26 protein-coding genes and 1 tRNA gene are annotated in these 24,158 nt (G+C 64.9%); 23 read left to right on the top strand and 4 right to left on the bottom strand.

Annotation, left to right across the window (positions count from 1 at the left end; genetic code table 11):
* Position 1 precedes the first annotated feature (1 nt).
* From ACE3P2_RS19640 to ACE3P2_RS19550, 19 genes are all read left to right on the top strand, one after another.
* Positions 2-895 (top strand): prephenate dehydrogenase, encoded by an 894-nt coding sequence (locus ACE3P2_RS19640; RefSeq protein WP_374267637.1) that lies wholly within the window; start codon positions 2-4, stop codon positions 893-895.
* A 71-nt stretch (positions 896-966) separates the two neighbouring features.
* Entirely contained in the window at positions 967-2,928 is a 1,962-nt protein-coding gene (locus tag ACE3P2_RS19635) for a bifunctional 3-phosphoshikimate 1-carboxyvinyltransferase/cytidylate kinase (protein WP_374267662.1), read from the top strand.
* A gap of 80 nt (positions 2,929-3,008) precedes the next feature.
* The gene (gene rpsA, locus ACE3P2_RS19630) at positions 3,009-4,715 is read left to right on the top strand and encodes a 30S ribosomal protein S1 (RefSeq protein ID WP_374267635.1); all 1,707 of its coding nucleotides are present in this window, start codon (positions 3,009-3,011) and stop codon (positions 4,713-4,715) included.
* 11 nt (positions 4,716-4,726) lie between these two features.
* Entirely contained in the window at positions 4,727-5,011 is a 285-nt protein-coding gene (locus tag ACE3P2_RS19625; protein ID WP_374267633.1) for an integration host factor subunit beta, read from the top strand.
* A gap of 6 nt (positions 5,012-5,017) precedes the next feature.
* Positions 5,018-5,425 carry a lipopolysaccharide assembly protein LapA domain-containing protein gene (locus ACE3P2_RS19620; protein ID WP_374267631.1) on the top strand — a complete coding sequence of 136 codons (408 nt, stop codon included), beginning with the start codon at positions 5,018-5,020 and terminating at the stop codon, positions 5,423-5,425.
* A gap of 4 nt (positions 5,426-5,429) precedes the next feature.
* Positions 5,430-6,602 carry a lipopolysaccharide assembly protein LapB gene (lapB, locus tag ACE3P2_RS19615; protein WP_374267629.1) on the top strand — a complete coding sequence of 391 codons (1,173 nt, stop codon included), beginning with the start codon at positions 5,430-5,432 and terminating at the stop codon, positions 6,600-6,602.
* A gap of 91 nt (positions 6,603-6,693) precedes the next feature.
* Entirely contained in the window at positions 6,694-8,016 is a 1,323-nt protein-coding gene (locus ACE3P2_RS19610) for a UDP-glucose/GDP-mannose dehydrogenase family protein (RefSeq protein ID WP_374267627.1), read from the top strand.
* Between the two features lie 141 nt (positions 8,017-8,157).
* A complete protein-coding gene (gene cysM, locus ACE3P2_RS19605) occupies positions 8,158-9,048 on the top strand; it encodes a cysteine synthase CysM (RefSeq protein WP_374267625.1) in 891 nt (296 codons plus the stop codon).
* Between the two features lie 5 nt (positions 9,049-9,053).
* Positions 9,054-9,848, top strand: coding sequence for a 3'-5' exonuclease (locus ACE3P2_RS19600; RefSeq protein ID WP_374267623.1), 795 nt, complete (start codon positions 9,054-9,056; stop codon positions 9,846-9,848).
* 52 nt (positions 9,849-9,900) lie between these two features.
* Positions 9,901-9,977: transfer RNA gene (locus ACE3P2_RS19595), tRNA-Val, on the top strand.
* A gap of 148 nt (positions 9,978-10,125) precedes the next feature.
* On the top strand, positions 10,126-12,042 hold the full coding sequence (gene thrS / locus ACE3P2_RS19590) for a threonine--tRNA ligase (protein WP_374267621.1): 1,917 nt from the start codon (positions 10,126-10,128) through the stop codon (positions 12,040-12,042).
* Between the two features lie 27 nt (positions 12,043-12,069).
* The gene (gene infC, locus ACE3P2_RS19585; RefSeq protein ID WP_374267660.1) at positions 12,070-12,591 is read left to right on the top strand and encodes a translation initiation factor IF-3; all 522 of its coding nucleotides are present in this window, start codon (positions 12,070-12,072) and stop codon (positions 12,589-12,591) included.
* Positions 12,592-12,737: 146 nt separating this feature from the next.
* On the top strand, positions 12,738-12,935 hold the full coding sequence (gene rpmI, locus ACE3P2_RS19580) for a 50S ribosomal protein L35 (RefSeq protein WP_347248233.1): 198 nt from the start codon (positions 12,738-12,740) through the stop codon (positions 12,933-12,935).
* A gap of 14 nt (positions 12,936-12,949) precedes the next feature.
* A complete protein-coding gene (rplT, locus tag ACE3P2_RS19575; RefSeq protein ID WP_079434014.1) occupies positions 12,950-13,309 on the top strand; it encodes a 50S ribosomal protein L20 in 360 nt (119 codons plus the stop codon).
* 70 nt (positions 13,310-13,379) lie between these two features.
* On the top strand, positions 13,380-14,411 hold the full coding sequence (gene pheS, locus ACE3P2_RS19570) for a phenylalanine--tRNA ligase subunit alpha (RefSeq protein ID WP_374267619.1): 1,032 nt from the start codon (positions 13,380-13,382) through the stop codon (positions 14,409-14,411).
* Between the two features lie 3 nt (positions 14,412-14,414).
* Positions 14,415-16,793: a phenylalanine--tRNA ligase subunit beta gene (gene pheT / locus ACE3P2_RS19565; RefSeq protein ID WP_374267617.1), complete on the top strand. Its 2,379-nt coding sequence runs from the start codon at positions 14,415-14,417 to the stop codon at positions 16,791-16,793.
* A gap of 5 nt (positions 16,794-16,798) precedes the next feature.
* Positions 16,799-17,104, top strand: a complete 306-nt coding sequence (locus ACE3P2_RS19560; RefSeq protein ID WP_374267615.1) for an integration host factor subunit alpha — start codon at positions 16,799-16,801, stop codon at positions 17,102-17,104.
* Positions 17,091-17,468: a MerR family transcriptional regulator gene (locus ACE3P2_RS19555; RefSeq protein ID WP_374267613.1), complete on the top strand. Its 378-nt coding sequence runs from the start codon at positions 17,091-17,093 to the stop codon at positions 17,466-17,468. The genes ACE3P2_RS19560 and ACE3P2_RS19555 overlap by 14 nt, the downstream gene beginning before the upstream one ends.
* Before the next feature lie 115 nt (positions 17,469-17,583).
* Positions 17,584-18,339, top strand: a complete 756-nt coding sequence (locus ACE3P2_RS19550) for a peptidase (protein ID WP_374267611.1) — start codon at positions 17,584-17,586, stop codon at positions 18,337-18,339.
* 4 nt (positions 18,340-18,343) lie between these two features.
* On the opposite strand, the gene rsgA is transcribed toward ACE3P2_RS19550, so the two are convergent.
* Both rsgA and ACE3P2_RS19540 read right to left on the bottom strand, forming a co-directional pair.
* A complete protein-coding gene (gene rsgA, locus ACE3P2_RS19545; RefSeq protein WP_374267609.1) occupies positions 18,344-19,237 on the bottom strand; it encodes a ribosome small subunit-dependent GTPase A in 894 nt (297 codons plus the stop codon).
* Positions 19,234-20,487, bottom strand: a complete 1,254-nt coding sequence (locus ACE3P2_RS19540) for a M48 family metallopeptidase (RefSeq protein WP_374267607.1) — start codon at positions 20,485-20,487, stop codon at positions 19,234-19,236. The genes rsgA and ACE3P2_RS19540 overlap by 4 nt, the downstream gene beginning before the upstream one ends.
* Before the next feature lie 116 nt (positions 20,488-20,603).
* On the opposite strand from ACE3P2_RS19540, the gene orn reads away from it, so the two are divergent.
* Together orn and ACE3P2_RS19530 are read left to right on the top strand one after the other, a co-directional pair.
* Positions 20,604-21,149, top strand: coding sequence for an oligoribonuclease (gene orn, locus ACE3P2_RS19535; RefSeq protein ID WP_374267605.1), 546 nt, complete (start codon positions 20,604-20,606; stop codon positions 21,147-21,149).
* 1 nt (position 21,150) lies between these two features.
* Positions 21,151-21,294: a hypothetical protein gene (locus ACE3P2_RS19530; protein ID WP_374267603.1), complete on the top strand. Its 144-nt coding sequence runs from the start codon at positions 21,151-21,153 to the stop codon at positions 21,292-21,294.
* On the opposite strand, the gene ACE3P2_RS19525 is transcribed toward ACE3P2_RS19530, so the two are convergent.
* Positions 21,285-21,875: a GNAT family N-acetyltransferase gene (locus tag ACE3P2_RS19525; protein WP_374267601.1), complete on the bottom strand. Its 591-nt coding sequence runs from the start codon at positions 21,873-21,875 to the stop codon at positions 21,285-21,287. The two genes, ACE3P2_RS19530 and ACE3P2_RS19525, sit on opposite strands and share 10 nt — an antisense overlap.
* On the bottom strand, positions 21,872-22,303 hold the full coding sequence (locus ACE3P2_RS19520; RefSeq protein WP_374267599.1) for a hypothetical protein: 432 nt from the start codon (positions 22,301-22,303) through the stop codon (positions 21,872-21,874). The genes ACE3P2_RS19525 and ACE3P2_RS19520 overlap by 4 nt, the downstream gene beginning before the upstream one ends.
* 252 nt (positions 22,304-22,555) lie before the next feature.
* Here ACE3P2_RS19520 and rnk point away from each other — a divergent pair, with 252 nt between their 5' ends.
* Together rnk and ACE3P2_RS19510 are read left to right on the top strand one after the other, a co-directional pair.
* A complete protein-coding gene (rnk, locus tag ACE3P2_RS19515) occupies positions 22,556-22,936 on the top strand; it encodes a nucleoside diphosphate kinase regulator (protein WP_374267597.1) in 381 nt (126 codons plus the stop codon).
* A gap of 178 nt (positions 22,937-23,114) precedes the next feature.
* A partial coding sequence (locus ACE3P2_RS19510; protein WP_374267595.1) for a caspase family protein occupies positions 23,115-24,158 on the top strand: 1,044 nt, incomplete at its 3' end.

Raw genomic sequence — 24,158 nt, 5'->3', positions numbered from 1 at the left:
CGTGAAGAAGATCGACAAGCTGGTCGTCTGTGGCGTCGGCCTGATCGGCGGCTCCTTCGCCCTCGCGCTGCGCCGCGCTGGTGTGGTCGGGCGCATCGTCGGCGTCGGACGGCGCCCCGAACCGCTGGCGGCCGCGAAGCAGCTGGGCATCATCGACGAGATCTCCACCGATTGGGCCGAAGCCCTCGTCGACGCCGACTTGGTGCTGCTGGCGATGCCGGTCGGGCAGATGGATGCCGTCGCCGCCGCCATCGCGCCGCACCTCGGTCCCAACACCGTCGTCACCGACGCGGGCAGCACCAAGCGCGACGTCATCGAGGCGATCTACCGTCACCTCGGCGCGCATCTGGCCAACGTTGTTCCGGCCCATCCGATCGCCGGCGCCGAAAAGAGCGGCCCCACGGCCGCAACCGCCGAGCTTTACCAGCGCCGCAAGGTGGTGGTCACGCCGCTGCCCGAGAACGCCCCGGCCGCCGTCGCCCGGGTGCGCGAGGCCTGGGCCGCCTGCGGGGCCGTCCTCCACGAGATGAGCCCGCAGGAGCACGACCGCGTCTTCGCCGCTGTCAGCCACCTGCCGCATCTGCTCGCCTTCGGCCTGGTGCACGATCTCGCCGGCCGCGCCAATGCCGAACAGCTCTTCAGCTACGCGGCCAGTGGCTTTCGCGATTTCACCCGCGTCGCCGGCAGTCATCCCGAAATGTGGCGCGACATCTGCGTCGCCAACCGTCACTCGCTGCTCGCCGAACTCGACGCCTATCTCGCCGAGCTGGCCTACCTGCGGGCGCTGCTCGTCGAAGGTGACGGGCCGGCCCTCGAAGCCGTCTTCGACGAAGCCAGCCGCGCACGCAACACCTGGGCCGACAAGGCTTTCCCCGCCGCGCCCTCGGGCGAATAAGGCGCCGTACCCGTCCGCGTCGCGGCCGCCCGTCGTGCCGCGGCGCCCCTGAACGAGGAATCAAAATGAACCTGGAATTCATCGATCTGCCGCCGATGCGCAGTGCCGCCGGCACCGTGCGCCTGCCCGGTTCGAAGAGCATCTCCAATCGCGTGTTGCTGCTGGCGGCCCTCGCCGAAGGCGACACCCTCGTCGAGGCGCTGCTCGATTCCGACGACACCCGCGTGATGCGCAACGCCATCGTCGCGCTTGGTGTCGCGGTGGCGGAGGAGGGCGATGCGCTGCGCGTCAGTGGCTGCGGCGGGCGCTTTCCGCAATTGAAGGCCGACCTCTTCGTCGGCAATTCCGGCCTCAGCATCCGCACCCTCGTCCCGGCGATCGTCGCCAGCCTTTCGGGGTGCGACGATCAGACCGCCGAAGTGCGTCTTGCCGGCGTGCCTCGGATGCACGAGCGGCCCATCGGCGATCTGGTGGACGGTCTCAAGCAGCTCGGCGCCGCGGTCGAGTGGCTCGGGCAGGAGGGTTACCCGCCGCTCGCCCTCAAGCCCGCCAGGCTCGGCGCCGAGCGTGTGAGCGTGCGCGGCAACGTGTCCAGCCAGTTCCTCACCGGGCTGCTCCAGGCGGCGCCGCTGGTGGCGCGCGACAAGCCGCTGGTGATCGAGGTGGAAGGCGAGCTCATCAGCCGACCTTATGTCGAGATCACCCTCAACCTGATGGCGCGCTTCGGGGTCGTCGTCGAGCGCGACGGCTGGCGTCGCTTCGTCGTGCCGGCCGGCCAACGCTATCGTTCGCCGGGGCGTATCGCCGTCGAGGGCGATGCCTCCACCGCGAGCTACTTCCTTGCCGCGGGCGCCCTCGGTGGCGGTCCGGTGCGAGTCGTCGGCGCCGGTCGCCAGAGCATCCAGGGCGACGTCAAGTTCGCCGACGCACTGGCCGCGATGGGCGCGCAGATCACCTGGGGCGACGACTGGATCGAAGCCCGTGCCCCCGCATCCGGCAAGCTCAAGGCCATCGATCTCGACCTCAATCACATCCCCGACGCCGCGATGACGCTCGCCGTCGCGGCGCTCTTCGCCGATGGCCCGAGCACGCTGCGCAACATCGGCAGCTGGCGGGTCAAGGAGACCGACCGCATCGCCGCGATGGCCACCGAGTTGCGCAAGCTCGGCGCGACGGTCGAGGAGTACCCGGAAAGCATCACCGTGGTGCCGCCGGCCGAGCTGCACCGCGGTGTCATCGACACTTATGAGGATCACCGGGTCGCGATGTGCTTCTCGCTCGCCACCCTGGGCGGCCCGTACGTGCGGATCAACGACCCGAAGTGCGTCAACAAGACGTTCCCGGAATATTTCGCCACCTTTGCCGGCATCGCCACCCCGGTTCCGGTGGTCGGCATCGACGGACCGTCGGCTTCCGGCAAGGGCACCGTGGGCGCCCGGGCGGCAGCGGCGCTGGGTTTCGATCACCTGGACAGCGGCTCGCTGTACCGCCTGGTCGCGCTCGCCGGCCAGCGTCAGGGCGTCACCCTCGACGACGAAGCCGCCCTCGCGCGGATCGCCAACGCGCTGCCGGCGCGTTTCGACGGCGACCGGATCTTTCTCGACGGGGACGACGTCACCGATGCGATCCGCAGCGAGGCCTGCTCCGTCGGCGCCTCGAAAGTCGCGGTCTTGCCGGCGGTTCGGGAAGCCCTGTTCTGGCGCCAGCGCGCCTACCGTCGTGGTCGTGGCCTGGTGGCTGAGGGGCGCGACATCGGGTCGGTGATTTTTCCCGACGCCCAGGTCAAGATTTTCCTCACGGCCTCCGTCGAGGCACGGGCGGATCGTCGATATAAGCAGTTGATCAGTAAAGGAATGCCTGCTAACATGGACGATCTACTCAGTGATTTGCGCGAACGCGACGCCCGGGATTCCCAGCGTGCTGTCGCGCCGCTGAAGAAAAGCGAGGACGCGGCGCTGCTCGATACCTCCGAAATGACCATCCAACAGGCGGTCGATTTCGTGCTCGACAAGGCCGGCCGGCTTCGCTGCTGACGTCTTCCACCGCTCGCCCGGGCGGGGAAGTTTTTTCAACCAACCGCCGTCTCACCACGGTTGTAAGGTTCTTTTTTCTTATGTCCACTGCCACCCCCGCTTCCTTCGAGGAAAGCTTTGCCGCCCTTTTCGAGGAATCCCTCAATCGCCAGGAAATGCGCGCCGGTGAAGTCATCACCGCCGAAGTCGTGCGTATCGACCAGAACTTCGTGGTCGTCAACGCCGGCCTGAAGTCCGAGAGCTACATCCCCCTCGACGAATTCCGCAGCGACCGCGGCGAAGTTACTGCCCAAGTCGGCGACTACGTCCAGGTTGCCATCGAGCAGCTCGAAGACGGCTACGGCGAGACCCGCCTTTCCCGCGACAAGGCCAAGCGCATCGCCGCCTGGAACGACCTCGACAAGGCCCTGAATGACGCGATCCTCGTCAAGGGCATGATCACCGGTAAGGTGAAGGGTGGCCTGACCGTCATGGTCAACGGCATCCGCGCCTTCCTCCCGGGTTCGCTGGTGGACATGCGTCCGGTCAAGGACACCACCCCGTTCGAAGGCAAGGAATTCGAATTCCGCGTCATCAAGCTCGACCGCAAGCGCAACAACGTCGTTGTTTCCCGCCGCGCCGTGCTCGAGGCCTCCATGGGTGAAGAGCGTCAGAAGCTCCTTGAAACCCTCAAGGAAGGCACCGTCGTCAAGGGTATCGTCAAGAACATCACCGATTACGGCGCGTTCGTGGATCTGGGTGGCATCGACGGCCTGCTGCACATCACCGATCTGGCCTGGCGCCGTGTGCGTCACCCGTCGGAAGTCCTGTCCGTGGGCGACGAACTCGAAGCCAAGGTGCTCAAGTTCGACCAGGAGAAGAACCGCGTCTCCCTGGGCCTCAAGCAGCTGGGCGAAGATCCGTGGGTCGGCATCTCCCGTCGTTACCCGCAGGGCACCCGTCTGTTCGGCAAGGTCACCAACATCACCGACTACGGTGCGTTCGTTGAAGTCGAGCAGGGCATCGAAGGCCTGGTTCACGTGTCCGAAATGGACTGGACCAACAAGAACATCCACCCGACCAAGGTTGTGCAGCTGGGCGACGAGGTCGAAGTGATGATCCTCGAGATCGACGAAGACCGTCGCCGTATCTCCCTGGGCATGAAGCAGTGCATGTCCAACCCGTGGGACGATTTCGCGATCAACCACAAGAAGGGCGACAAGGTCCGTGGTCAGATCAAGTCCCTGACCGACTTCGGCGTGTTCATCGGCCTGGAAGGCGGCATCGACGGTCTGGTTCACCTGTCCGACCTGTCGTGGTCCCTGTCTGGCGAAGAAGCTGTCCGCCAGTACAAGAAGGGCGACGAAGTCGAGGCCGTGGTGCTCAACATCGACGTCGAGAAAGAGCGCATCTCCCTCGGCATCAAGCAGCTCGACGGGGATCCGTTCACCAACTTCATCGCCACCCACGACAAGAACACCCTCGTGACCGGCACCGTGAAGACCGTGGATGCCCGTGGCGCCGTGATCGCCCTGAACAGCGATGTCGAAGGCTACCTGCGTGCGTCCGAGTTCTCCCGCGATCGCGTGGACGATCTTTCCACCCTGCTGAAGGTGGGTGATTCGGTCGAAGCCCTGATCGTCAACGTTGACCGCAAGACCCGCGGCATCAACCTGTCGATCCGCGCCAAGGATCAGGTCGAGCAGAACGAAGCGATGAGCAAGCTGGCGTCTGACAGCGGCTCCGCTGCCAGCGGCACCACCAACCTCGGTGCGCTGCTGAAGGCCAAGCTCAACGAGCAGAAGTAAGCGGCTCGGGCATGACCAAGTCGGAGCTCATCGCCCGGCTGGCGGAGCGTTTTCCCCAGCTGGTAGCGAAGGACGCCGAGTTCGCGGTAAAGATGATCCTCGATGCGATGACCGAAGCCCTTTCGCGGGGCGATCGCATCGAGATCCGCGGCTTTGGCAGCTTTGCCTTGAACTACCGCCCCCCCCGCGTCGGGCGTAATCCCAAGTCGGGTGAGAAGGTGCAGGTGCCGGAAAAATACGTTCCGCATTTCAAGGCCGGCAAGGAACTGCGGGAGCGCGTCGACATGATGGGGTGACCCGTCGTGCGCTTCCGGCGTCGAGGCCTGTGGTGTCTCGCGCTCGATCACGAAGGCGGCGAAAGCCGCCTTCTTTTTTTTGTCCGTGTCAGGGATAATTTCGCGATGCGCGCTCTGATCTGGATTTTCCGTTTATTTCTGTTCCTCCTGCTGTTCGGCTTCGCCGTCAAGAACGACGACGTGGTCGTGCTGCGCTTCTTCTTCGGTGCGCAGTGGCATATGCCGCTGGTGCTGGTGATCCTGCTGTTCGTCGTCGTCGGCGTGCTGATTGGCGTGACCGCCACGGTTGCGACCCTGTATCGTCAGCATCGGGAAATCGGTCATCTGCGTGGTCAGAAGCGGGATGCCGCGTCGCCCGGCCCGCGTGGCACGCTGCCCCTGGCCCACGGTCCCGACCTCCCGGAAAGCTACTGACCCCATGGAATTCGAACTCTGGTGGCTGCTGGCGTTTCCGCTGTTCTTCGCGCTCGGCTGGCTGGCCGCGCGGATCGACATCAAGCATCTGGTCAAGGAGTCCCGCGCGCTCCCGCGCACCTACCTGACCGGTCTCAACTTCCTGCTCAACGAACAGCCCGACAAGGCCATCGATGCGTTTATCGAGGCGGTCAAGATCGACAACCAGACCGTCGAGTTGCACTTCGCGCTCGGTAGCCTGTTCCGTCGCCGCGGCGAGACCGATCGGGCGATCCGTATGCACCAGAATCTCGTCGATCGCGACGACCTGTCGGACGAACAACGTCAGCAGGCGCTCTCCGAGCTTGGGCTGGATTTTCTCAAGGCAGGCCTGCTGGACCGTGCCGAAGCCGTTTTCGTGAAGTTGCGCGATACGCGCCTGAACGATTTTGCGCTGAAGAATCTCCTCGACATTTACCAGCAGGAGAAGGACTGGCGCAAGGCCATCGAGATCGCCGAGGCCCTGCCTCATGAGGGCGTCCTGTGGGAAAAGGAAGTCTCCAACTTCCACTGCGAGCTGGCGAGCACCGCGATTGCCAATTCCCGCTTCGACGAAGCGCTCGAGAGTCTAGGGCGGGCCCTCGAAATGAACCGCAAGTCGGTGCGTGCGAGCATGCTGCTCGGTGACCTCCACGCCGCGCGAGGCGACGACGAAGCGGCCCTCGAGGCCTGGAAGAGGGTCGAAAGCCAGAATCCGGTTTACCTCGCGCTGGTGGCCGAGCGGTTGATGGACGGTTATCGACGGCTCGGCCGGCTCGATCAGGGGATCCAGCTGCTGCGCAGCTATCTCGATCAGTATCCGTCCCTCGATCTCCTCGACGCCCTGTTCCAGTGGGAACTGCAAAAGGAAGGGCCGCAGGCGGCGTATCAGCTAGTGCGCGACGAACTGCGCCGCAATCCGACCCTGCTCGGTCTCGACAAGCTGCTGGAGGCCGCACTGCTGACGGCGCCAGTCGAGCAGCGCACCGATATCGAGCTGGTGAAGGGACTCGTACATGGGCATACCCGCCGGGTCGCGCGCTATCGCTGCGACGCCTGCGGTTTCAAGGCGCGCCAGTTCTACTGGCGTTGTCCTGCGTGCGGCGGTTGGGAGACCTATCCGCCGAAGCGCACCGAAGAATTCGATCTTTCGCCCTAGCCGCGTCGGCGGGGCTCAAGGCGAGCGCGCGGGCGTTCGTCCAGTGCCAGTTTCTGGCTCGCTTATCTAGATTCGTCTCGGGAAACAACATATGAAAATCACCGTGGTCGGTACGGGTTACGTGGGGCTGGTGTCCGGGGCCTGTCTCGCTGAGATGGGCAACGACGTCCTGTGTCTTGACCTGGATCCGGAGAAGATCCGCATCCTCAAGGAGGGCGGTATTCCGATCCACGAGCCGGGTCTCGAGGGCGTCGTGGCGCGCAACGTGGCTGCGGGCCGTCTGCACTTCACGACTGATGTGGAGGAAGCGGTACATTTCGGCACGATCCAGTTCATCGCCGTCGGCACGCCGCCGGACGAGGACGGCTCGGCCGACCTCAAGTACGTGCTGTCGGCCGCCAAAGCCATCGGGCGCTACATGACCGATTACAAGGTGATCGTCGACAAGAGCACGGTGCCGGTCGGCACCGCCGACAAGGTCAAGGCAGCGGTCCGCGCCGAACTCGACGCCCGGGGCGAGGCGATCCCGTACAGTGTCGTGTCGAACCCCGAGTTCCTGAAGGAGGGTGCCGCGGTCGACGACTTCATGCGCCCGGATCGCATCGTCGTAGGGGCTGAGGACGATCAGGCGATCTTCCTGATGAAAGCGCTCTACGCGCCTTTCCAGCGCAACCACGAAAAACTGCTGATCATGGATCTGCGCAGCGCCGAGCTGACCAAGTACGCCGCCAACGCCATGCTCGCGACGCGCATCAGTTTCATGAACGAGCTCGCCCTGCTGGCCGAGCGCCTGGGGGCGGACATCGAGCTGGTGCGGCAGGGCATCGGTAGTGATCCGCGCATTGGCTATCACTTCCTGTATGCCGGCTGCGGGTATGGTGGCTCATGCTTCCCCAAGGACGTGAAGGCCTTGATCAAGACCGGCAGTGATGCCGGCCACGCGCTGCATGTGCTGAATGCGGTCGAGGAGGCCAACGACGCCCAGAAGCAGGTGTTGGTGAACAAGATCGTCGCCCATTTCGGCGAGGATCTGAGCGGCCGGCGATTCGCCCTCTGGGGTCTGGCCTTCAAGCCCAACACCGACGACATGCGCGAGGCGCCGAGCCGCGTGATCATCGCCGAACTGTTCCGCCGTGGGGCGACCGTCACCGCCTACGATCCGGTTGCGATGCCGGAAAGCCGTCGCATCTTCGGCGACGAGCCGCGTCTGGCCTATGCCGATCGCCCGATGCAGGCCCTGGACGGCGCCGATGCCTTGGTGATCGTCACCGAATGGAAGGAATTCCGTAGCCCGGATTTCGATGCGATCAAGGCCAAGCTCAAGAGTCCAGTGATCTTCGACGGGCGCAACATGTTCGATCCGGTCCTGCCGCGTCAGGCAGGGCTCGCCTACCTCAGCATCGGTCGCCCGTAAGCACCGCGCACGACCGCCAGCGCACCCCGGGGGCTTCCACTGGAAGCCCCTTTTCCATCGGAACGGGCGGCGCGGGCAGGCAGTGCCGGACGACCGCATTCGGTATCATCCTTTCACCCCGACATCGGATTGAAGCGAATCATGGAATTCAAGACGCTCGAAGACTACGTGGGACAGACCCCGCTGGTCCGGCTCAAACGCATCACAGCAGGACGCAACAACGTCATCCTCGCCAAGCTCGAGGGCAACAATCCCGCAGGCTCGGTCAAGGACCGGCCGGCCTTGTCGATGATCCTGCGCGCCGAGGCGCGTGGTGAAATCCGCCCCGGCCATACCTTGATCGAAGCAACCAGCGGCAATACCGGCATCGCCTTGGCGATGGCGGCGGCGATCCGCGGGTATGGCATGATCCTCGTGATGCCCGAGAACCAGAGCATCGAGCGGCGCCAGACGATGCGCGCCTTTGGTGCCGAACTGGTGCTGACGCCGAAGGAGGGGGGCATGGAGCTGGCTCGCGATGTGGCCGAGCGGATGCGCGACGAGGGGCGCGGTGTGATCCTCGATCAGTTCGCCAATCCCGACAATCCCCAGGCCCACATCGATGGCACCGGGCCGGAGATCTGGACTCAGACCGGCGGCACGATCACCCATTTCATCAGCAGCATGGGCACCACCGGCACCATCATGGGCGTCTCGTCCTACCTCAAGTCGCAGAATCCGGCGGTGCGTATCGTCGGCTGCCAGCCCGCCGAGGGCGCGCAGATTCCGGGCATCCGGAAGTGGCCGGAGGCCTACCTGCCGCGCATCTACGACAAGGCGAAGGTGGATCAGCTCGAATATGTTTCCCAGGCCGACGCCGAGGACATGACCCGGCGCCTGGCGCGCGAGGAGGGGATCTTTGCCGGCATCTCGTCGGGCGGCGCGATGGCGGTGGCCCTGCGCCTGGCCGCGCAGCTCGAGAACGCGGTGATCGTTTCCATCGTCTGCGACCGCGGCGACCGCTATCTTTCCACCGGCGTTTTCCCCGCCTGACCGTCATGGCCAGCACGCTCGTTTTCGACATCGAGACCATCCCCGACGTGGCGGGCATCCGCCTGCTTCATGGTTTGCCGGCCGAACTCGGCGACGATGAGGTTGCCGAATTCGCCTTCCAGCAGCGTCGTGCGGCGGGCGGCAGCGACTTCCTGCCGCATCATCTGCAGCGCGTCGTGACGATTTCCTGCGCCTTGCGCGACATGAGCCAGTTCCGGGTGTTCTCCCTGTCGGAGCCCGATTGTGGCGAAGGGGAGATCATCCAGCGCTTCTTCGACGGCATCGAAAGGTTTACGCCGCAGATCGTCTCGTGGAACGGCGGCGGCTTCGATCTGCCGGTGCTGCACTACCGCGGCATGCTTCACGGTGTGGCCGCGCCGCGTTACTGGGATTTGGGCGACGGCGATTACCAGGATTCCCGCGACTTCAAGTGGAACAACTACATCAGCCGTTACCACACCCGTCACCTGGATCTGATGGATCTGCTGGCGCTCTACCAGCCGCGAGCCAACGCGCCGCTCGACGATCTGGCGAAGCTGATGGGCTTTCCCGGTAAGCTCGGCATGGATGGATCGGCGGTATGGCAGGGTTACCGGGAAGGGCGACTCGCCGAAATCCGCGACTACTGCGAGACCGATGTGGTGAACACGTATCTGGTGTTTCTGCGTTTCCAGCTCATGCGGGGCGTCCTTGACAAGGCGCAGTACGAAGCCGAAGTGGCCTTCGTCCGAGAAGCGCTTGGCCGGCTCGAGGCGACCCATTGGGCGCACTTCCTGGTGGCGTGGCCCGAGGCAAAATAAATCGCCGAAGTTGTTGACAACTTTCTGGGCTCGTCTATAATGCGGGCTTCTTAGGCGCGTAGCTCAGCTGGTTAGAGCACCACCTTGACATGGTGGGGGTCGTTGGTTCGAGTCCAATCGCGCCTACCAAACACCTAAGAAGGAAAACGAATGTCTCGAACTTGCAGCAAGCAGGACTAAGTTACACCGAGTCTGCTGTAAGGCGTTTTCCAGAAAAAGAAAAGTGCGGCTCGTCCGCACTTTTTTTTTGCCCTGAATTTTCCCGGAGCGAGCCATCATGCCCAACATCACCTTGCCCGACGGTTCCGTACGCAGTTTCGAGCAGCCCGTGACGATTGCCCAGGTTGCCGCCTCCATTGGCGCCGGTCTGGCCCGCGCCGCACTGGCCGGCAAGGTCGAAGGCAAGCTCGTCGATACGTCTCACCTGATCGATCGGGATGTGGCCCTTGCCATCGTTACTGACAAGGATGTCGATGGTCTCGAGATCATCCGACACTCCACTGCTCACCTGCTGGCCTATGCGGTGAAGGAGTTGTTTCCCGATGCCCAGGTCACGATCGGGCCGGTTATCGAGAACGGCTTTTACTACGACTTCTCCTACAAGCGCCCGTTTACTCCCGAAGATCTGGAAAAGATCGAGGTGCGCATGGCTGAGCTCGCGAAGCGCGACATTCCGGTCGAGCGCAGTGTGCTGCCGCGCGACGAGGCGGTGGCTTACTTCAAGTCGATCGGCGAGCACTACAAGGCCGAGATCATCGCCTCGATCCCGCAGGATCAGGATGTCTCGTTGTATCGGGAGGGGGCGTTCACCGATCTGTGTCGTGGCCCGCACGTGCCGTCCACGGGCAAGCTGAAGGTCTTCAAGCTGATGAAGGTTGCGGGCGCCTATTGGCGTGGCGACTCGAAGAACGAGATGCTGCAGCGCATCTACGGCACCGCCTGGGCCAGGAAGGAAGATCAGGAGGCCTACCTGCACATGCTGGAGGAGGCGGAGAAGCGCGATCATCGTCGCCTGGGCAAGCAGCTCGACCTGTTCCACCTGCAGGAAGAGGCGCCGGGGCTGGTGTTCTGGCATCCCAACGGCTGGACCGTATGGCAGCAGGTCGAGCAGTACATGCGTGCGGTGTATCGCGATAATGGCTATCAGGAGGTCCGCTGTCCGCAGATTCTCGATCGCGCACTCTGGGAAAAGTCGGGCCACTGGGAGCATTACAAGGCCAACATGTTCACCACGGAATCCGAGAGTCGCGATTACGCGGTGAAGCCGATGAACTGTCCGGGTCACATCCAGATCTTCAATTCCGATCTGCGTTCGTATCGCGAGCTGCCGCTTCGTTACGGCGAATTCGGTGCCTGTCACCGCAATGAGCCTTCCGGTGCGCTTCACGGGATCATGCGCGTGCGGGGTTTCACCCAGGACGACGGCCATGTTTTCTGCACCGAAGACCAGATCGAGTCCGAGGTGACCGCCTTCAACGCGCTGGTCCGCAAGGTATATGCCGATTTCGGCTTTGCCGAGGTGGCGGTCAAGCTGGCGCTACGTCCGGAGAGTCGCGTCGGCTCGGACGAGGTGTGGGACAAGGCCGAGGAGGGGTTGCGCGCCGCGTTGCGGGCGAGCGGTCTCGAGTGGGAGGAGCTGCCCGGCGAAGGCGCCTTCTACGGTCCGAAGATCGAATTTCACATCAAGGATGCGATTGGTCGGTCGTGGCAGTGCGGCACCGTTCAGGTGGATTTCTCGATGCCGAGCCGCCTGGGGGCGGAGTACGTGGGTGAGGATAACGGCCGCCATACGCCAGTGATGTTGCATCGCGCAATCCTGGGTTCGCTGGAGCGCTTCATCGGCATTCTCATCGAAAACCACGCCGGGGCGCTGCCCTTGTGGCTGGCGCCGGTGCAGGCGGTGGTCCTCAATATTTCCGAATCGCAGGCCGATTACGTCACGGAAGTTGTTAAAACCTTGCGCGCTCGCGGCTTTCGGGTCGAGGCCGATTTGCGCAACGAGAAAATTACTTATAAAATACGCGAACATAGCGTACGAAAGCTGCCTTACCTGCTCGTCGTAGGCGACAAGGAAAAGGCGGCAAACGTAGTTGCCGTGCGCGCCCGGGGCAATCAAGACCTCGGTCAAATGTCCATCGATACGGTTGTCGAGCGTTGGCAAAACGAGGTTTCCACCTTTGCCGGCTCGGCCTGATTTTTTTGTTTTTTGGAGAGTTCAACCATCGCTCAGGAAAAGAAGCTGCGCGTCAATGGCGAAATCAATGCGCCTGAGGTGCGTCTGACGGGTGAGGACGGTGAGCAGATTGGCATCGTTTCTCTGCGTGCTGCGCTTGAGGCAGCGGATGAAGCAGGTGTCGATCTCGTCGAGATCGCGCCGATGGCCAAGCCGCCCGTGTGCCGCTTGATGGACTTCGGCAAGTACAAGTACGAAGAAGCCAAGCGTGCCCACGAAGCCAAGCAAAAGCAGAAGCAGATTCAGGTCAAGGAAGTCAAGCTTCGTCCCGGTACGGACGAGAACGACTACCAGATTAAGCTGCGTAACCTCATCAAGTTCCTGAACGAAGGCGACAAGGCTAAGGTGACGCTCCGTTTCCGCGGTCGCGAAATGGCGCACCAGGAGTTCGGCATGCGCCAGCTTGAGCGTATCAAGGCCGATCTGGACGAAGTCGGTCAGGTCGAGCAGATGCCCAAGATGGAAGGGCGTCAGATGATCATGGTCATCGCGCCGAAAAAGAAGCACTGAACGGCTTCAAGGGATTCCCGGTGCCGTGAGGTGCCGGAAATACGGCGGGCAGCATAGCCTGTCGGATACAAGTGGTGACGGGTTGTTGAAGCGTTTCCGGAAGTCGGAAGCCACCCGGGGCCATGTCATAAGCTGGAGTTATCTTCATGCCCAAGATGAAGACCAAGAGCGGGGCCGCCAAGCGGTTCAAGGTCCGCGCTAGCGGTAGCATCAAGCGTTCGCAGGCGTTCAAGCGCCACATCCTGACCAAGAAGACCACCAAGAGCAAGCGCCAGCTGCGCGGCATGACTGCCGTGCACGCTTCGGACGAAAAGTCCATCCGCGCCATGATGCCCTACGCCTGATCTAGGAGAACGCAATGCCCCGAGTTAAGCGCGGTGTAACCGCACGTGCCCGTCACAAGAAAGTCCTCGATCAAGCCAAGGGCTATCGTGGTCGTCGCAAGAACGTATACCGGATCGCCAAGCAGGCGGTGATGAAAGCGGGCCAGTACGCCTACCGTGACCGTCGTCAGCGCAAGCGTCAGTTCCGTGCCCTGTGGATCGCCCGTATCAACGCCGCCGCGCGTGAAGTCGGTCTGACCTACAGCCGCTTCATGAACGGCCTGAAGAAGGCCTCCATCGAAGTGGATCGCAAGGTCCTGGCCGATCTGGCCGTGTTCGACAAGCCCGCTTTTGCGGCGCTCGCCGAACAAGCCAAGGCCAAGCTCGCTGCGTAAGTTTTCGCAGCACGAAAAAAGGAGGCCTGGCCTCCTTTTTTTTGTCCTGAACCCGGGATAAGACATCAAAATGGATCAACTCGATCAACTCGTCGAAGAGGCGGGAGCCGCTTTTGCCGCCGCCGCGGACAGCGCCTCCCTCGAAGCCGCCAAGGCGCGCTACTTCGGCAAGGGTGGTTCGCTCACCGAACTCCTGAAAGGCCTCGGCAAACTCGATCCGGAAGCGCGCAAGACCGCGGGCGCCGAGATCAACAAGGCCAAATCCGCCATCGAGGCGCTGCTGACGGCCCGTCGCGATGCGCTGCAGAACGCGGCCCTCGAGGCGCAGCTCGCCGCCGAAGCGCTGGACGTTACCTTGCCGGGGCGTGGTGCCGGGATCGGCGGCCTGCATCCGGTGGTGCGGACCCTCGACCGGGTCGAGCAGCTGTTCCGCTCGATCGGCTTCGACGTGGCCGAAGGCCCTGAGATCGAGACCGATTTCTACAATTTCACTGCACTGAACACCCCGGCCAACCACCCGGCGCGTTCGATGCACGACACCTTCTATCTGGAAAACGGTGAGGGCGTGCTGTTGCGCACCCACACCAGCCCGGTCCAGATCCGCGCGATGCAGGCCCACGTCGAGGCTTACAAGGATCGCGAGACGATGCCCGAGCTGCGCGTCATCGCGCCGGGCCGCGTCTATCGCGTCGATTCCGACGCCACGCACTCGCCGATGTTTCACCAGATCGAAGGCCTGTGGGTCGGCGAGACGGTCAGCTTCGCCGACCTGAAGGGCGTGGTCGCCGACTTCCTGCGCAGCTTCTTCGAGAGCGACGACCTGCAGGTGCGTTTCCGTCCGTCTTTCTTCCCGTTCACCGAGCCGTCCGCTGAGATCGACGTGGCTTTCATGAGCGGCGCGATGAAAGGCCGCTGGCTGGAGATCGCCGGTTGCGGCATGGTCCATCCCAACGTGCTGCGTTACGGTGGCATCGACCCCGAGCGCTACACCGGCTTCGCCTTCGGCATGGGACCGGACCGTCTCACGATGCTGCGGTACGGCGTCAATGACCTGCGCCTTTTCTTCGAAGGCGATCTTCGTTTCCTCGGTCAATTCAGGTAAGCCATGCAATTCTCAGAACTCTGGTTGCGTAGTTTCGTCAGTCCGGATCTGGATTCGGACCAGCTTGGGCATCTGCTCACGATGGCGGGGCTGGAAGTGGAAGAGCAGGATGGCGTTGCCTCCGCGTTTTCCAAAGTGGTCGTGGCGCAGATCGTCGAGGCCGAAAAGCACCCCAACGCCGACAAGCTGCGCGTCTGCAAGGTGGACGCCGGTCAGGGCGAGCTGCTGCAGATCGTCTGCGGAGCGCCCAATGCCGCCGCCGGCATCAAGATTCCGTGCGCGCTGGTGGGCGCCGACCTGGCCGGTTTCGGCATCAAGGCGGCCAAGCTGCGTGGCGTCGAGTCTTTCGGCATGCTGTGCTCGGCCAAGGAGCTGGGGATTTCCGAGGAAAGCAGCGGCCTGCTGGTGCTGCCCGAGGACGCGCCGGTCGGCACCGATCTGCGTGACTACCTGGCCCTGAACGACACCCTGTTCACCATCAAGCTCACCCCGAATCGTGCCGATTGCCTGAGCCTCACCGGTATTGCCCGCGAAGTGGCGGGCCTGACCGGCAGCCCGCTCAGCCTGCCGGCGTGCGCGCCCGTCGCGCCGACCATCGACGCCCGCCGCGAGATCGTGCTCGACGCGCCGGATGCATGCCCGCGTTACTGCGGCCGCCTGATCCGCGGGGTGAACGCCAAGGCGCCGACGCCCGAGTGGATGCAGCAGCGCCTTGCGCGCAGTGGCATCCGTTCGATCAGCGCACTGGTGGATGTCACCAACTACGTGATGCTCGAGCTCGGCCAGCCCCTGCACGCCTTCGACGACGCCAAGCTGGAAGGCGCCATTCATGCCCGTCTGCCCAGGGCCGGCGAGCAGTTGCTGCTGCTCAACGAACAGACCGTCACGCTCGCCGCCGACACCCTGCTGATCGCCGATGACGCCCGTGCCCTGGCGCTGGCTGGCATCATGGGCGGTGAGGAGTCCGGCATCACCCTCGAGACGACCGATCTGTTCCTCGAGAGCGCCTTCTTCGCGCCCGACGCCATCGCCGGCCGCGCCCGCGCCTATGGCTTCTCGTCCGATGCCTCCTATCGCTTCGAGCGCGGGGTCGATTTCGAACTCGCGCCGAAAGCCATCGAGCGCGCCACGCGCCTGATCCTCGACATCTGCGGCGGCGAGCCGGGCCCGGTGGTCGAGGCCGTCGTCGCCGACAAGCTGCCCGCGCGCAAGCCGATCCGCCTGCGCGCCGCGCGGGTGCGCCGCGTGCTGGGCATCGCGCTGACCGCCGATGCGGTGGCGGAGATGTTCCAGCGACTCGAACTCTCCGTCGTGCGTGATGGCGACGACTTCATCGTCACGCCGCCGTCCTACCGCTTCGACGTGGAGATCGAGGAAGATCTGATCGAGGAAATCGCCCGCCTTCACGGCTACGACAACATCCCGACCACCGCCCCGCGTGGCCCGATCACGATGCTGCCGCGCCCCGAGGCCCGGCGCGACACGATGGCGGTACGCCGCCTGGTCGCCGGCCGCGCTTACCAGGAGGTCATCAACTTCGCCTTCGTCGAAGAGGCCTGGGAGAAGGACTTCGCCGGCAATGCCGACCCCGTTCGCCTCGCCAACCCGATCGCCAGCCAGATGAGCGTGATGCGCTCCAGCCTGATCGGCGGCCTCGTCGCCAACGTCGTCACCAACCGCAAGCGTCAGACCAACCGCGTCCGCGTCTTCGAGATCGGTCGCTGCTTCAGCCGCGATCCCGCCGGCAAGCCGGTGGACGGGTTCCATCAGCCGGTTCGTCTCGCGGCACTGGCTGCCGGTTTCGCGAAGCCCGAGCAGTGGGGCGAGAGCAACCGCAACGTGGACTTCTTCGACGTCAAGGCCGACCTCGAGGCATTGCTGCTGCCGCGCGTTGCGCAATTCGAGCGGGCCAGCCATCCGGCCCTGCATCCCGGGCGGTCAGCCCGCGTGGTGCTGGACGGTCGTGCCATCGGCTTCATTGGCGAACTGCACCCGGTATGGGTTCAGCGCTATGAACTCGGCACTGCGCCGGTGGTCTTCGAGGTGGAACTCGACGCGTTGCTCGACACCGTGACCCCGGCCTACCGCGAGGTGTCGCGCTTCCCGGCGGTCACCCGCGATCTGGCGCTGGTGGTCGATCAGGGCGCGGCCTCGGCCGCGCTGCTGAAAGGGCTCAGCGCGGTGGCGCCCGCCATCGTCCAGCGCATCGAGCTGTTCGACCAGTACCAGGGCAAGGGCATCGAGCCGAACCGGAAGAGTCTTGCCTTCCGGGTGGTGATGCAAGAAACTCAACGCACGCTGGAGGATGCGGAAGTGGATGCCGCGATGACCGTTCTGACCCGCCATGCCGAGGAACAGCTCGGCGCGAAGCTGAGGGCCTGAGCATCATGGCGGTAACCCTGACCAAGGCGGAACTCGCCGACATGCTGTTCGAGCAGGTGGGCCTCAACAAGCGCGAAGCCAAGGACATGGTGGAATGCTTCTTCGAGGAAATCCGCCTCGCCCTCGAACGGGGCGATTGCGTTAAGCTCTCGGGTTTCGGCAACTTCCAGTTGCGCGAAAAACCCCAGCGTCCCGGTCGCAATCCCAAGACCGGCGAAGAGATTCCGATCACGGCCCGGCGCGTGGTGACTTTCCATGCCAGCCAGAAGCTCAAGGCCAATGTGGAGCAACTGAGCGATGTCGCAAAGTGATGTACCGGCAGCGACCGAGCTGCCGCCGATTCCCGCCAAGCGCTACTTCACCATCGGTGAGGTGAGCGAGCTGTGCGGGGTTAAACCCCATGTGCTGCGTTACTGGGAGCAGGAATTCACCCAGTTGCGGCCGGTCAAGCGCGGTGGTAACCGCCGCTACTACCAGCACCACGAGGTGCTGCTGATCCGGCGCATCCGCGAATTGCTGTACCAGGACGGCTTCACCATCTCGGGGGCGCGCAACCGCCTCGACGAGATGGCGGCGCGCAAGCGCGAGGACGCGGAAGAGTCGCTCGGGCTGCGTGAGCAGCTGGGCGCCATCCGCGCCGAGATCAAGTCGATCCTGCAGGATCTGCAGGCCTGACGGTGGCGCGGGCCGCCTCCGTGCCCGCTTTGCCCTCCTTGTCGCCGGCGTGGGTTTGCGCCCGGCCGCGCGGCATGGCGCATCCCTTGTTCATCCCGTTTCCCCGAGGTTTTCCATGACCTACTGTGTCAGCATGCTGCTCGACGCGGGTATGGTGTTCCTGTCGGATTCCCGTACCAACGCCGGCGTCGACCATATCAACACCTTCCGCAAGACCAACATCTTCCAGCGGCCGGGGGAGCGGGTGCTGGTGCTGATGAGCTCCGGCAACCTGGCGATCACCCAGCAGCTCGTGTCGATGCTCCGTGAAGCGATGGCGGCCCAGGATGGGCGAGAGAATCTCTGGTCGGTGCCCAACATGTTCGAAGCGGCCCGTCATGTGGGCGAAATGCTCCGCGAGGTGCATCGTCGCGACGCCGACGCGCTGAAGAGCTTTGGCATCGATTTCACCGCGGCGCTGATCCTCGGCGGACAGATCGGCAGCGAGCAGCCGCGGTTGTTCAACATCTACGCGGCAGGCAATTTCATCGAGGCGACGCCGGACACGCCGTATTTCCAGATCGGCGAGTCCAAGTACGGCAAGCCGATCATCGATCGGGTGGTCAAGCGCCACACCACGCTCGACGAGGCGGCCAAGCTCGCGCTGATCTCGATGGACTCGACGATACGCTCGAACCTCTCGGTAGGTCTGCCGCTGGATCTGACGATTCTCGAGACCGACCGTCTGCAGGTGTCGTCTCACATCAGCATCGACGCCCAGAACGAATACTTCGCGATGATCCGCAGCCGTTGGAGTCAGGCGCTAGGGAGTGCCTTCGAGGCGCTGCCGAGCCCCGACTGGATCGGCGCGGGCGAAGTCGGCGACGCCTGAACGGCTACCAGCCCTGCGCCTGGCGTCGGGCCTGTTCGCATTCGGCCCGGAACTGTAGGAACTGACGCAGCCGGCGAGGATCGATCCGGCCTGCCTCGGCGCCCTCGCGTAGCGCGCAGCCGGGCTCGGCATCGTGCCGGCAGTCGCGGAAGCGACACTGGCCGGCGTAAGGCCGGAATTCCCTGAAGCTGGTTTCCAGCGCCTCCGCATCCAGGTGCGCGAGGCCGAAGGTCTGCATCCCCGGGCTGTCGATGATGCCGCCGCCTTCCGGCAGCGGGTAGAGTCGCGCGAAGGTGGTGGTGTGCTTCCCGGTATCGAGCACCTCGGAGATTTCGCGGGTCTCGGCGCGTGCTTCGGGAATCAGCGCGTTGGTGAGCGTCGACTTGCCCATGCCTGACTGCCCGACCAGCAGGCTGGTTTCGCCCACCAGACGCGCCCGCAGCGCATCCACCGAATCGAGTGCCGAGAGTTCGAGGATCGGGTAGCCGAGGGCTGCGAAAATGGCCAACTGCTGGCGGGCACCGGCGAGCCCTGCGGTGATGTCGGTCTTGTTCAGCACGATCAACACCTTGAGATGCTGGCTTTCGGCCGCGCACAGGCAGCGCGACAGGAACTCGTCCGAAAAGCTGGGCTCGGTGGCCACCACCAGCACCACCTGCGTTGCGTTGGCGGCGATCAGCTTCTGGCGCCAGGCGTCGGAGCGATACAGCAGACTGGTGCGCTCGACCAGCTTTTCGATGACGCCCTGGCCGGGCCCCGTGTCGGCCACCTGCACCCGGTCGCCGCAGGCGAACAGGCTCTTCTTGCCGCGTGGCACGCACAGCAGGATCTCGCCCGCGTCGCTGCGGACTTCGTATTGCCGCCCGAAGGCGGCGATCAGGGTGCCGAAGGTTTTCATCGTCCGATGGCCTGCAGGCGTGCGATGCGGATCGCCGCGGGCGGGTGGGAGTCGTAGACGCTGGAGTACAACGGGTCGGGCGTCAGCGTCGAGGCGTTGTCGCGGTACAGCTTGACCAGCGCGCTCACCAGTTCCTGCCCCGACGCCTGGCGGGCGGCGTAGGCGTCGGCCTCGAATTCGTGCTTGCGCGACCACATGCTCATCAGCGGCGTGAGGGGGAAGGTGAACACCGGCAATACCAGCGCGAACAGTACGAGGGTTGCCGCGGTGCTGCCAGCCTGAATCCCCAGCCCGTCGAAGAACCATGCCTGCCCGGCCAGATGGCCCAGGAGCGCGAAGAAGGCCAGACTGCCCGCGCCGATCACCGCGAGGCGCTTCCAGAGGTGATGGTGGTGGTAGTGGCCGAGCTCGTGGGCCAGCACGGCTTCGACTTCGGTGGGCGCCAGCTTGTCGAGCAGCGTGTCAAAGAAGACGATCCGCTTGGCCGCGCCGAAGCCGGTGAAGTACGCGTTGCCGTGGGCCGAGCGCTTGGAGCCGTCCATCACGAACAGGCCCGACAGGCGAAAGCCGCAGCGGGTCAGGAGACCCTCGATGCGCTGCTTGAGTTCGCCGTCTTCCAGTGGCTTGAACTTGTTGAACAGCGGTGCGATCACGGTCGGATAGACGAGCAGGATCAACACGTTGAACACCAGCCAGAAGGCCCACACGTACAGCCACCACTGCGCGCCCATGGCTGCCATCAGCCACAGCACGAAGGCGATCAGCGGCAGGCCGATGACGGCTGCGAGCACCGCGCCCTTGGCCGCGTCGGCGACGAAGAGGCCCGGGGTGAGGCGGTTGAAGCCGAAGCGCGCCTCGAGCCCGAAGCTGCGGTAGAGCGTCAGCGGCAGGTCGACGCACCACGACACCACGGCAACCAGCGCGACGAACGCGACGCCGTGGACGAGGCCGCCCGGCGCGCCCGCGTGGCCGGCCAGATCGTGGAGGACCTGCAACCCGCCGCCCACGGTGAGCGCCAGCAGCAGTGCGGCCGAGATCAGCAGATCGACGATGCCCAGGCGAACCCGCGCGATGGTGTAGTCGGCGGCTTTCCGGTGGGCGTCGAGTCCGATGCTGGCCGCGAATGCCGGCGGCACGGCGCCCCGGTGGGCAGCCACGTGGGCGATCTGGCGGCGCGCCAGCCACAGACGGACGGCAAGACCGGCGCCGAGGGCGACGAGGAACAGGGCGGTGAAGCTGCTGGAGGTCATCGGGCGTGGAGGGGGATCGGGAATGAGCGTGAAGCGGCGCCCGGCGCGCGGCCGGGACGGCGGAAACGGGGCGGCGTCGCGTAGAATCGCGCCTTTACCGATAAAGCGAGCCGATTATGGCACAGGACCAGAATCACCTCATCTGGCTGGACATGGAAATGACCGGCCTCGAACCCGACCGCGACCGCATCATCGAAATGGCGATGATCGTCACCAACAGCAACCTCGACGTGATTGCCGAGGGGCCTGTGATCGCGGTGCATCAGCCGGACGCGGTGCTCGACGGCATGGACGACTGGAACAAGAACACCCACGGCCGTTCCGGCCTGATCGAGCGGGTCAAGGCCTCGGCCATCGACGAAGCCGCCGCCGAGGCGATCTACCTGGAGTTCATGAAGCAGTACGTGCCGTCGCGCACTTCGCCGATGTGCGGCAACTCCATCGGCCAGGATCGTCGCTTCATGGCCCGCTACATGCCCACCCTGGAAAATTACTTCCACTACCGCAACCTGGACGTCTCCACCCTCAAGGAGCTGTGCCGCCGCTGGCGCCCGGACGTTTACAAGGGCTTCGAGAAGAAGGGCGTTCATAAGGCGCTGGACGACATCCTCGAGTCCATCGCCGAGCTGCGCTACTACCGGGAGCATTTCCTCAAGGTGTGAGATGCGACTGTCCGACCTGCGCGCATGGTGGCGACGCCATCGCCGCCTGTTGATCGTGCTGCTCCTCGTCTGCGGATTCTTCTTCGTGCTCGGTCGCTTCAGCCAGACGACGGTGTCGCCGCTGATGTGCAAGATCTACGGCTGACGCGCCGTGCCGGTGGCGTCGGCCCCCTGGGGGCGCAGCGCGGCGGGGCGGGGGAGGCGGTAGAGGGCGTGCCGGCGCAGCGGGCTGTCCATCGCCAGCTGGGGATGATCGAAGGTGCCGGCCGCGTGCATCCCGAGCCGTTCCATCACCGCGCGCGAGCGTGCGTCGCCGACGGCCGTGAAAGCGACGATCTCCGCGAGGCCGAGGGTGGCGAAACCCACCTGCAGCGCGCCCCGCGCCGCCTCCGAGGCCAGCCCCTGGCCCCAGTGGGCGAAAGCCAGCCGCCAGCCGATTTCCACGCACGGCGAAAACGGCAGTTCTGCGGCGGGCGTATGCAGACCCACGAAGCCGACGAAGGTGCCGCCAGCCTTGAGTTCCGCCGCCCAGAAGCCCCAGCCGCGTGCCGCGATCAAGGCGGCGCAGCGTTCGGCGAGCGCATCGCTCTCCGCCCGGGTGAGGGGCGCCGGGAAGTGCGCCATCACCCGCGGATCGGCGTTGAGCGCCGCAAACGGGGCGAGGTCGTCCGGGCGCCACTGTCGCAGGCGCAGACGCCCGGTTTCGAATTCGATCGGCGCGGTCATGGGGCGGCCGAGACGCTTGCTTCGCCTCGCCCGATCCGGCGCCATTGCTCCTTGAAGCTCGGCTGGTCGTAGGCGGTGGGTTGCAGCCAGAACGACACGCGCTCGTCCCGCACGCCGCGGTGCGCGAGCGCCTTCACTTCGTCCGGCGCCAGGATGAACGCGCAAGGGCTTGCCGACGTTACCTTGTTGACGATCACCCAGAAATCGCCCATGACCTTGTCGAGGCTGGCGCCCAGGGGCACCGGGTTGCGCTTGCTGAGGGCCTTGACCTGAATGGCGAGCTTCCGGGTGGCGTCCTGGTTGTAGGCGATGATGTCCACGCCGCGGGCGTTGCGGGCTGTCGGCATCACGTTCCAGCCCAGCAGCGAAAGGTGGTAACAGGTGTAGTACAGGCCGGCGTTGCCGGTGAGTTGCGGATCGAGCGTCATGACTGGGGCGAGCTGAAGAAGGCGGCGCGAGCTGCCGGGCAGGCGACATTGTCGGCAATCCGCCGCGCTCATGCCAATGGAAATTTTCGGGCCGCCCACGGCCTGTCTGGCGGGCCGGCCGGGTTTGTCCGCCACCCCCTATTCTGCTAGGCTACCCCCATGGCTGAATCCCCCCGGCGCGGATTCGGCCATTTTCATTTTTTCCGGCGATGCCGCCGCTGCGCCGATCCTCAACCCATTCCGGAGAAATCCATGAAACCCGAAATCACCGTATCCGCTGCCGACCTGGAACGCCTGGAGGCGCTGCTTGCGATGCCGCCGAACCGTGGCCGCCGCGACCTGGACGGCCTGCGCGACGAACTCGAACGCGCCAACGTCGTCGATGGGGCGGTGCCGGACGGCATCATCGCCCTCGACCGCCGCGCCCGCTTCCGCGAGGAAACCTCGGGCCGCGAATATGAACTCACCCTTGCCTGGCCCCACGACGCAAACGCCGCCGACGGCCGCGTGTCGATCTTCTCCCCGGCCGGCAGCGCCCTGCTCGGTCTCGCGATCGGCCAGCAGATCGACTGGCAGACGCCCGAAGGGCACGCGATCCGCCTGACGGTGCTCGCCGTCACCCCAGCCGGCTGAGGCCGGCGCTCCGCATCGCGGAGACGTTCCCATGGGCCGCCAAGCTGCGGCCCACCCCTCCCGGCTTTTCCCCCTGCCGCCGCTTCGCCTCGCTTTTCGCGTTGGGGCTGTCTAGACTGCAAGCATTATCGAACGGGCATTTTCCCGTCGCAGCCGGGGCCGGACCAGGGAGGGCGCCATGAATCGCGCAGCCGTTTTGATTGGCGTGAATAAGGTTAAGGGGCGCAACCAGTCCCTGCCGATGCTCAACGACGCGGTGCGCGGCGCGCAGGCGATGCGCGACTGGGCGCTGGACCAGGGCTTCGATCAAGCGCTGGTGAAATGTTTCGTCGACGACAACGGCCCGGTTCGGATCGCGCAGATTCAGGACGCGGTTGGCGAGCTGCTCGACCCCATGGCCGGCGTGGGGCAGCTGTTGATCTACTTTGCCGGCCACGGCATCAATCTCTGCGGCACCGAACGCTGGCTGCTCAGCAAGGCACTGGACAATGCCGCCGAGGCGGTCGATCTGGAAACCAGTGCGCTCCACGCCCGCCAGGGCAGCGTGCCCCACGTGGTGTTCATCTCCGACGCCTGTCGTACGGCGGCGGCGGGGATTGCCCAGCAGAACATTGTCGGCGCGTCGATCTTTCCGGTGCCCCTCGGCAGCGGGACGGCCAAGGCGGTGGACCGCTTCTACGCCTGCGCGCTGGGCGATCCGTCCCACGAGGTCAGCGTGCCGGTCGGGGGCGATGCACGGTTCGCTTTCCGCGCGCTGTACACCGATGCCCTGCTGCCGCTGCTGCGCGGGGAGGCGCCGGACATCGTCGAAGCGGTCGCCGACGGTCTCTCGCCGGCCGGCGTGATCCGTCCGTGGCCGCTGCAGGACGAACTCGAGAAGACCTTCGCGCGGGAGCTCGCCGGGCTCAAGCTGACCACGCCCCTGTCCCAGACGCCCGACGCGATCATCATGTCGCGGCCGGGGCGAACCTGGATTGCCCGCGTCGACCCGGATGGTCCGGTGCCGGTTTTCCGTGGCACCGACAGCGTGCTGAGCGCTCGCCCGGCTGCGCCGCCGCCCGCCCCGACGCTGCGCGGCTGGGTCGATGACGCGCTGGGACGGGCCCTCGGGCAGCAGGCCGGCCCGACCGAAGGCGATGCCGCCGGGGCCATGCTGGTCAAGCCCGGGCCGGAACCTTCGCCCGGCATGTCGTGGCGCACCGGCCCGCCGGCGGACGACGCG

Source organism: Zoogloea sp., from assembly GCF_041911615.1.
GTDB lineage: Bacteria > Pseudomonadota > Gammaproteobacteria > Burkholderiales > Rhodocyclaceae > Zoogloea.
This window is presented reverse-complemented; position numbering and strand designations above follow the sequence as displayed.